This window comes from Ruegeria sp. (assembly GCF_028066395.1).
In the GTDB taxonomy this organism is placed as follows: Bacteria; Pseudomonadota; Alphaproteobacteria; order Rhodobacterales; family Rhodobacteraceae; genus Ruegeria.
Genome location: NZ_JALCBM010000077.1, coordinates 13,401 through 20,229, shown reverse-complemented (window position 1 = coordinate 20,229; position 6,829 = coordinate 13,401). Strand labels below are relative to the sequence as shown.

The 6,829-nt window shown below is 59.9% G+C and carries 6 protein-coding genes and 1 pseudogene; 2 read left to right on the top strand and 5 right to left on the bottom strand.

Annotation, left to right across the window (positions count from 1 at the left end; all coding sequences use genetic code 11):
• The 5 genes from MPJ51_RS18760 to MPJ51_RS18740 all read right to left on the bottom strand — a co-directional run.
• Positions 1–467: hypothetical protein (locus MPJ51_RS18760; RefSeq protein WP_298389883.1), on the bottom strand; the 467-nt coding region annotated here is incomplete at its 3' end.
• Positions 468–645: 178 nt separating this feature from the next.
• Positions 646–933: an HU family DNA-binding protein gene (locus MPJ51_RS18755; protein ID WP_010442901.1), complete on the bottom strand. Its 288-nt coding sequence runs from the start codon at positions 931–933 to the stop codon at positions 646–648.
• Positions 934–1,063: 130 nt separating this feature from the next.
• Positions 1,064–2,527: an AMP nucleosidase gene (locus MPJ51_RS18750; protein ID WP_298389872.1), complete on the bottom strand. Its 1,464-nt coding sequence runs from the start codon at positions 2,525–2,527 to the stop codon at positions 1,064–1,066.
• Complete coding sequence (ade, locus tag MPJ51_RS18745; protein ID WP_298389869.1) at positions 2,524–4,326, bottom strand: adenine deaminase; 1,803 nt, start codon at positions 4,324–4,326, stop codon at positions 2,524–2,526. The genes MPJ51_RS18750 and ade overlap by 4 nt, the downstream gene beginning before the upstream one ends.
• A 158-nt stretch (positions 4,327–4,484) precedes the next feature.
• Positions 4,485–5,348, bottom strand: coding sequence for a LysR substrate-binding domain-containing protein (locus MPJ51_RS18740; protein ID WP_298389866.1), 864 nt, complete (start codon positions 5,346–5,348; stop codon positions 4,485–4,487).
• Positions 5,349–5,462: 114 nt separating this feature from the next.
• On the opposite strand from MPJ51_RS18740, the gene MPJ51_RS18735 reads away from it, so the two are divergent.
• Both MPJ51_RS18735 and MPJ51_RS18730 read left to right on the top strand, forming a co-directional pair.
• Positions 5,463–6,218: a class II aldolase and adducin N-terminal domain-containing protein gene (locus MPJ51_RS18735; protein ID WP_298389863.1), complete on the top strand. Its 756-nt coding sequence runs from the start codon at positions 5,463–5,465 to the stop codon at positions 6,216–6,218.
• Positions 6,219–6,239: 21 nt separating this feature from the next.
• A pseudogene (locus tag MPJ51_RS18730) lies at positions 6,240–6,829 on the top strand (sterol desaturase family protein); the annotation flags it as partial.

The following is a 6,829-nucleotide window of genomic DNA, read 5'->3' as shown; positions in this document are numbered from 1 at the left end:
TCCTGCACTGTTTTGAAATGCCCCGGGGCAAAAGCCTCGACGGTTTGGGGTCCATCATCATAGGTGATTGTGCGACCAATGATGTTGCCCTCTGCATCATATCTCAGCACAATCTGGTCCCACGGTTTTTCACCATCGCCGAAAAACCCGTCCTTGATGACAGTTTCGGTCGGAATGCCGTTCTGAAAGCTCTCAGTCACACGAAGACTGTCGGGATAAACGGTGCCGCGTTCGGTCATTACACCGTCAGCGTCATACACGATGCGTTGGTTGTCGAAGCCCAACGCTTCCAGCGTTCCGACATAGAATTCTTGACGCAAGACACCGTCTTCATAGGTGCCGAATACCTCATACCCGGCATCAAATGTTGTCCGCGTGGCGATGACTACATCATTTTCTATGGTATATTGAATACTTGTCCAGTCGAATTGATTTTCCGTATCAAATTCAGTGGTTTGATAGAGCATCACGAATTAGGTCTCCTTGAAAACATTCTCATAAAGCGAGTGAACGAAGATTGTGACACAACTATGACATGAGTTCACGAAAATGGCATTTGCGACCTGTCTATGCTTCCCGATCTGAAAAAGAAAAAGGGCCGCCCGATGGCGACCCCTTAAATCTCGATGATCTGTCAGCGGCAGATCAGCCGTTGACGCTGTCCTTCAGAGCCTTGGCGATGGTCATTTTGACCACCTTGTCGGCCTCTTTCTTGAACTGCTCGCCGGTGGCGGGGTTGCGCACCATGCGCTCGGGGCGTTCGCGGCAGTAGATTTTGCCAACGCCGGGCAGGGTGACGGCACCACCTGCGGAAACTTCGCGGGTGATCAGGCCGGTCATGGCCTCCAGCGCGGCATTCGCGGATTTCTTGTCAGTTCCCATTTCCTCAGCGAGAGCAGCAACCAGCTGAGTCTTTGTCATAGGCTTTGCCATTTCTTGGTCTCCTTAACGTGCCCGATGTCTTGGGCCTCACCGCGTAACTGTAACGGGATATTGTGCATGAACACAACGAATAGTAGCGCCGGAAACCCTAAAAATATGGGGAAATCGTTGCTTTTTTGCTTCAGAGAAAGGCCGTTTCGTCAAACGAGCGCAATTTCCGGCTGTGCAAACGCTCCAGCGGCATGCCTCGAAGATGTTCCATGGCGCGTATTCCGATGGCCAGATGGCGGCTGACCTGCGTGGTATAAAAGGCCGAGGCCATGCCGGGAAGCTTCAATTCCCCATGCAGCGGCTTGTCCGACACGCACAGCAACGTGCCATAGGGCACCCGAAACCGATAACCGTTTGCGGCGATGGTGGCGCTTTCCATATCCAGCGCAATTGCACGGGATTGGCTGAGCCGTTGCACCGGGCCGGACTGGTCACGCAGCTCCCAGTTGCGGTTGTCGACCGAAGCCACGGTGCCGGTGCGCATGATGCGTTTCAACTCGTATCCGTCCAGTTCGGTCACCTCGGCCACAGCGCGTTCCAGCGCCACCTGAACCTCGGCCAGCGGCGGGATCGGCACCCAGACGGGCAGGTCATCGTCCAGCACCTTGTCCTCGCGCAGATAGGCATGGGCCAGCACGAAATCTCCCAGCGCCTGCGTGTTGCGCAGGCCCGCGCAGTGGCCGACCATCAGCCAGGCATGCGGGCGCAGGACGGCGATATGGTCAGTGGCGGTTTTCGCGTTGGACGGCCCGACACCGATATTGACCAGCGTGATCCCCGACCCATCAGCCCGTTTCAGGTGATAGGTCGGCATTTGCGGCAGTTTCAGCGGTTGTTCCAGTGTGGCGTCGGCATCCGTGATCTCGACATTCCCGGTCGAGACAAAGCTGACATAGCCGCTGCTCGGATCGGCCAATTGCTCGCGCGCATAGGCTTCGAATTCCGAGACATAGAACTGATAGTTGGTGAACAGAACGTGGTTCTGGAAATGGCTGGGATCGGTCGCGGTGTAATGCGCCAGCCGCGCCAGCGAATAGTCCACGCGCTGGGCGGTGAACAGCGCCAGCGGGCCGACCTCATCTTCGTGGTCGTAGACACCATTGACGATATCGTCGTTGGTCGTGGTCAGATCGGGCACATCGAACACGTCGCGCAGGGTGAACCCGGCCGCGCCCTGATGCGGGATCACCAGATTGGGGTTGTTGGCCACCGCAAAATGCACCGGGATCGGCGTGTCCGAAGCTCCGATGGTCACCGGCTGATCATGGTTCTTGATCAGCAACGCGATCTGCTGCGTCAGGTACGACCGGAACAGATCGGGCCGCGTGACCGTCGTGGCATGGGTGCCGGGTTCCGAGACGTGACCAAAGCTCAGCCGGCTGTCGACCTGCGAATAAGAGGACGTCTGGATGCGAATTTCCGGGTAAAAGGCTCTGATCCGCGCGTTGGGCGCACCGTTCTGAATGGCATTGGCAAAGCCGTCGCACAGGAACCCGGTGGCCTGTTCATAGAGCTCCTCCAGCCGGGCTACGGCGGCGGCGGGATCGGTGAACTGTTCCGGTTTGGGCGCGTCAGGTGTTCTTATTATTGTCATGCAAGGGGTTCCAGAAGGTCTATCTTTTCAAACGTGCGCACGTCCACCAGCCCCAGGTCCGAGATCCTGAGTTCCGGGATCACGACCAGCGCCAGCAAGGAGTGCTGCATATACGCGTTGTTCAGGGTACAGCCGCAGGCTTGCATCGCCTCGACCATGGTCTGCGCCTTGGCGGCAACCTCGGCTGCCGGGCTGTCGGACATCAACCCTGCGATGGGCAGTTCGACCAGCGCCAGTTCCTGCCCGTCGCGGAAGATGGTGATGCCGCCGCCCACCTCGGCCAGACGGTTGGCGGCCAGCGCCATTTGTTCGCGGTCGGTGCCGACGACGATCATGTGGTGGCTGTCATGGGCCACGGTCGAGGCCATCGCCATCCGCCCCTGATAACCAAAGCCCGAGACAAAGGCGTTCGTGACCCCTCCGGTCGCGCGGTGGCGTTCGACGAGGGCGATTTGGCAGACATCCCCGTCACCTTCGACCAGCCCCTCGATTATGGGAAGTTCGGCCTGTAGAGCCTGTGTTGGGGCCTGATTTTCTACCACGCCGATCACATTGGCCCGCACCCGGTTCGCGCCGGTGGGGGCGGCGATTTCGAAATCTGCCGCGCACAGCTCATGCCCCAGATGCACTGTGTTGCGTGCCTTGTCCGGCCAGTTCAGATGTGGGCAATCCACCTTGATCACACCCCCTTCGGCAACGATCTGCCCGCGGGCGATGACGGTTTCGATTGGCAGGGCGGTCAGGTCCGATGACAGGATGATATCCGCCCGCCGCCCCGGCGTGATCGAGCCGATCTCGCGTTCCAACCCGAAATGCGTTGCGGTGTTGATCGTGGCCATTTGCAAGGCGATCAGCGGATCGCAACCGCAGGCAATCGCATGCCGCACGACCCGGTTCATATGCCCCTCATTGACCAGCGTGCCCGAGTGGCAGTCATCCGTACACAGAATGAAATTACGTGGGTCCAGCCCCTTCTCCGTCACTGCCGTGATCTGGCTTTCCACGTCATACCAGGCCGAGCCCAGCCGCATCATCGACCGCATCCCTTGCCGGACCCGCGCAATGGCGTCGGCCTCGCAGGTGCCTTCGTGATCATCCGCCGGGCCACCGGCCACGTAAGCGGCAAAATCAGACCCTAAATCAGTCGAAGCGTAGTGCCCACCGACCGTTTTCCCGGCCCGCTGCGTGGCCGCGATTTCGGCCAACATCTTGGGGTCGCCATGGATCACACCGGGGAAATTCATCATCTCGCCCAACCCGATGATGCCCGGCCAGCCCATCGCCTCGGTTACATCCTCGGGTGTGATCTCATAGCCGGTGGTCTCCAGCCCCGGTGCCGAAGGTGCGCAGGACGGCATCTGTGTGAAGATATTCACCGGTTGCAAAAGCGCCTCGTCATGCATCATGCGCACACCGTCCAGACCCAGCACATTGGCGATCTCATGCGGGTCGGTGAACATACTTGTGGTGCCATGCGGGATCACCGCGCGGGCAAATTCGGCCGGGGTCAGCATGCCTGATTCGATATGCATATGGGCATCGCACAGGCCTGGGATCATATAGCGGCCCTTGGCCTCGATCACCTGAGTGTTCGGTCCGATGCAATGGCTGGCATCCGGTCCGACAAATGCGATACGGCCTGCGGCAATCGCGATGTCATGATCCGGCAGCGCCTCACGGCTGTGTACATTCACCCAAACACCGCCACGGATGACCATGTCGGCAGCGTCGCGCCCTGCGGCGACGGCGATCAGACGGGGGGCGGTATCGGGCCAGCTTGGGAAAGGTGTGTATTCCATGGCCCAACTTTCCCCAACGCGCCAAAAGGTGCAACCCCCCGGGTTAGCGTTATCATAAAACCATCACAAAAGGCGCAACCGCAGCGCGTCAGCGCTGCCCGGCCCAACCAGAGGAGGTGCCCGCAAGGGCATCGACAATGGGCGGGAGCCCCCCGAACTCAAGCCGCAATTTCTGAACGAAGCCAATCCGCGAAAGCCAGCGCGCCGGGGGTTTCCTCGGCTTGGGGCGACAACAGCAGGTAATACGCCTCAGGCATCGGCGCGCGATGGGCAAATGGGGCAATCAGGCGGCCCTGCTCGATCAGGTCCTGTGCGATGGTGTCATGGGCCAGACACAGCCCGCCGCCTGCCATCGCAACCGACAGGCTAACCAGATAGGTTGTGGCATAGGTGATCGACGGTTTTACCCAAGTTAGAGCCTGATCCTCCACCCACCCCGCCCAATTCGACAACAGATTTGAGCAGTCGAACAGGGGCTGCTGCTGCAGATTGTCCAGCGTCACCTCATAGTCCGGGGCGCAGACTGGGTAGTAGTGTTCACGGCGCAAAAGCTCGGTCCGTACCGTGTCGGAAGGGTGCAGGGAATATCGGATTTCGACCGCAGCGCCTTCGGCCATTTCGCGCGGCTCCCACAGGTCGGTGAAGATGTTCAGCTGCACCTCGGGGTGCTGCGCGCGAAAGGCGGGCAGGCGCGGGGCCAGCCAGTTGACGGCAAAGGTGATGTTGCTTTGCACCTGCACCGCGTTCTGCTGCGCGCCGGTGACCGCCTGCGTGCCCCGGACGAGGGTCCGAAACGCCTCGCGCACCACGGGCAGGTAGGTGATGCCCGCCTCGGTCAGCTCCAGCGCGCGGGGGCGTCGCAGGAACAGCGGCTGGCCCAGATAACCCTCCAGCGACTTGATCTGCTGGCTGACCGCACTTTGCGTCATGTTCAGATCGCGCGCTGCACCAGTGAAAGAGAGGTGCCGCGCCGCCGCCTCGAACGTGCGCAACCATCCCAGCGGGGGAAGCGATTTCTGCATTTGCATAACCTAGTCATTAGTTCAGCTAATGAGATAGTCATGTTTTTTTCGTTGGTCAAACTCTCACGGCACAGGCACCCTTTTGCCAATCAACCGCCGTCCAAGGAGTACAACATGAGCGTCACCAATCTGCGCCCCAACATGGATCACTGGCCCGAACGCGTCGACATGGCCGCCGCCTTTCGCTGGACCGAGCGGCTGAACATGCATGAAGGTGTGGCCAATCATTTCAGCCTGGCTGTGAACCCGGATGGCACACAGTTTCTGATGAATGCCAATCAGATGCATTTCTCGCGTATCAAGGCGTCGAATCTGCTGTTGCTGGACGCCAATGACCCGGACGTGATGTCGCTGCCCGGTGCGCCCGACCCCACCGCCTGGGGGCTGCACGGCTCGATCCATCGTCATTGCCCCCACGCGCGCTGTGTCATGCATGTGCATTCGATCTTTGCCACCGTTCTGGCCTCGCTGGCGGATAGCACGCTGCTGCCGATCGATCAGAACACAGCGACCTTTTACAACCGCTACGTCATCGATGACGCGTTCGGAGGGCTGGCGTTCGAGAGCGAAGGCGAACGCTGTGCCGGGATGCTGTCGGATCCGAAGAAAAAGGTCATGATCATGGGCAATCATGGGGTGCTGGTGATCGGCAAAGACCCCGCAGATGCCTTTAACAGGCTCTATTATTTCGAACGCGCCGCCGAAACCTATATCCGCGCGCTGCAGACGGACAAGCCTCTGCGCGTCCTGTCGGATGAGATCGCCGAGAAGACCGCGCAGGAGTTGGACGACTATCCCGGCCAGGCCGAAGCGCATCTGCGCGAGATCAAGGCGGTTCTGGACGCCGAGAACTCGGATTACGCAACCTGATAGGTGGAAAGGGCGCATGACATGGCTGACATTCATGACCCCGAAGCCGCCCGCTGGAACTATCGGCCCGAAGGCCCCGTGAGTCTGAACCCGCTGTTCAACTGGCCGCCGCGCCCATTGGCGGTGCTGCGCTGGTATCGTGGGGCGTGGTTGCAAATCACCGCGCTGACCGTGTGCATGGCGCTGGCGCTGGTGGCTTACTTTGTCTTTCTGCCTCCGCTGGATGCGATGCAGAGCTTTGCGCCCGGCTGGATGTTCCGCATCTGGCTGCTGAACATGGTGCCTCAGATCCTGATTGCCGGAGGGCTGCACTGGTGGCTCTACATGCGCAAGGCGCAGGGCATGTACACGAAGTTTGACCGGCGTGATCTGACCCGTGACAATGGCACGTTCACCTTCCGCAATCAGGTGCTGGACAATATCTGGTGGACTTTGGGCAGCGCGATGACCGTGGCGACGGTGTATCAGTGGTTGATCTACTGGGCGATGGCCAATGGCTATGTGCCCACCGTGACCCGGGCCGCAGCGCCGGTCTGGTGTGTGGTCTGGATGGCGTTCATTCCGATGTGGTCGGGGTTGCATTTCTATTGGGTGCACCGGCTGGAGCATCA